Below are 2,098 nucleotides of genomic sequence, written 5' to 3'. Positions count from 1 at the left end.
TGCGTATTCCGATGATGCCGGACGGCTATTCCAATCTGAAGCCGGACAGGTATTCCGATCGCATACCGGACACGATTCCGATTTGAAGCCGGACAGTTGCTGTGCCCCTGGGTCGTGTGTTTTTTTGACCTGAACCCGTTCCGTGGTCAAGCCAGGGTTGTTTGGTCGGTGGTCACGGCTTTCTGTTTTCGCATGCTCTCGCCGCTGAGTTCGATGCGATAGGCATTGTGAACAAGGCGATCCAAGACGGCGTCGGCGATGGTTGGATTGCCGATCATGTCGTACCAGTGATCGACGGGCACCTGGCTGGTGACGATGGTCGATCGCCTCTCGTATCGGTCCTCGATGATTTCCAGGAGATCGCGACGCTGCTCGTCGTTGAGCTTCTCCGGGCCCCAGTCGTCGAGGATGAGCAGGTCGGTTCGAGCGAGCGCCTTGAGGACCTTGGGATATCGGCCGTCGCCGCGCGCCAGGGCAAGGGTGGCGAACAGCCTTGGAAGGCGGTGATAGGCGACGGAGAAATCCTCGCGGCATGCCTTGTGTCCGAGCGCGCAGGCAAGCCAGCTCTTTCCGACGCCGGCCGGGCCGATCAACAGCAGGCTGTGGCGTTGACTGATCCAGTCGCAACCGGCGAGCTTCATGAAGAGATTGCGATCCAGGCCGCGGGCGGCGCGGAAGTCAGCGTTCTCGATCTGGGCGTCATGGCGCAGCTTCGCGGCGCGGGCCCTGGCCTCGAAGCGCTTCTGCCGGCGCGTGGTCGTCTCGCGTTCGAGCAGCAGCGCAAGCCATTCGCCATGCTCGAGGTGTCTCGCTTCCGGTTGCGCCTCGAGTTCCTGATAGGCGCTGGCCATGCCTGTCAGGCCGAGTTCGCGCAGCATATCGATGGTGGGATTGGTCAGCATCGTTCGTTGTCTCCTCAATGGAAGTAGCCGGGGCCACGCAGATTGGCGTGCTCCATGACGGCAGCAGGTTCGGTGGAATGCCTTGCGTCCTTGTGGGTGGCGATGAGCGAGGCAATGGTCTTGCAGGTCAGGCCGCCGATCTCGACGGCGCGCGCCGAAACGGCCTCGGCGCGGTCGCCGGTGATGTCGCGATAAAGGCGCAGGATGCCGAGGCATGTTCTGAAGCCTTGCTCGGGATGCGGCCGGCTGGCGAGGATGGCGGTGATCAACCCCTCGGTTTGCGGACCGATGGACGCGCCCCAGCGCCGGAAGCGCTCCGGCGTCCACTCGGCGTAGCGGCGGTGGGAACTGGGCATGTGCGCGGGGTCTGTTCCATAGCGCGGCCCACCATAGCGGCGCTGATGGACCGCGACGCGTTTGCCGCGATGGAAGATCTCGACCATCCGCACTGTCGCCCGGATATCGACCTGCTGGCGGATGAGGCCATGTGGGACGGAATAGAAGAAGCTCTGGAACTCGACATGATAGTCCGTCGACACCCGCGCAAAACGCCATTCGGCGAACTCGTAATCCTCAGCGGGCAGACTTGCGAGCGCGGCGCGTTCGACCGCCTCGAAGAGATGTCGGCGGCTGACGCCCAGCCGGCGCATGACATGATTGTTGATGCGCTCCAGCACGCCGGCGATCGCGGCATTGGCTTCTGTGAGTGAGAAGAAAGTCTGCTTGCGCAAGCGACCGAGAATGCAGCTCTGGGCGAAGCGCACGCCGTTCTCGACCTTGGCCTTGTCCTTCGGGCGTCGCGGCCGCGCCGGCAGAACGCCGACACCGTAGTGGGACGCCATCATGCCGTAACTACGGTTGATCTCGGGATCGTAGAAGCTGGCGCGGCTGACGCCGGACTTCAGATTGTCGGGTACGATCAGGCGGGGCACGCCGCCGAAGAAGGCGAACATGCGCACGTGCGAGCCGATCCAGTCCGGCAAGGTCTGCGACCAGGTCACCTCGGCGAAGGTGAAGCTCGACGCGCCGAGCACGCCGAGGAACAGCTCCGCCTCGCGGACTTCCCCGGTCTTGCGATCGACGATCGGCACCTTCTTACCGGAATAGTCCACGAAGACCTTATCGCCGGCAGCATGCTCCTGGCGCATCGTCGGCGAAAGGCGCTGCTCGAAACCGCGGAATAGCTCGCAGAAACG

At 63.4% G+C, this 2,098-nt stretch carries 2 protein-coding genes; both read right to left on the bottom strand.

Annotation, left to right across the window (positions count from 1 at the left end):
• Positions 1-146 precede the first annotated feature (146 nt).
• Positions 147-902 (bottom strand): IS21-like element helper ATPase IstB, encoded by a 756-nt coding sequence (istB, locus tag M2267_RS29905; protein ID WP_429119467.1) that lies wholly within the window; start codon positions 900-902, stop codon positions 147-149.
• Between the two features lie 14 nt (positions 903-916).
• A partial coding sequence (istA, locus tag M2267_RS29900; RefSeq protein ID WP_429119466.1) for an IS21 family transposase occupies positions 917-2,098 on the bottom strand: 1,182 nt, incomplete at its 5' end.

This window comes from Ensifer sp. KUDG1 (genome assembly GCF_050434285.1).
In the GTDB taxonomy this organism is placed as follows: domain Bacteria; phylum Pseudomonadota; class Alphaproteobacteria; order Rhizobiales; family Rhizobiaceae; genus Ensifer.
The sequence above is the reverse complement of the archived record's forward strand: the minus strand, read 5'-3'. Positions and strand labels throughout refer to the sequence as shown.

Coding starts and splice junctions, on each gene's coding strand:
- istB (WP_429119467.1), bottom strand. CDS start 902: ATGCTGACCAATCCCACCATCGATATGCTGCGCGAACTCGGCCTGACA.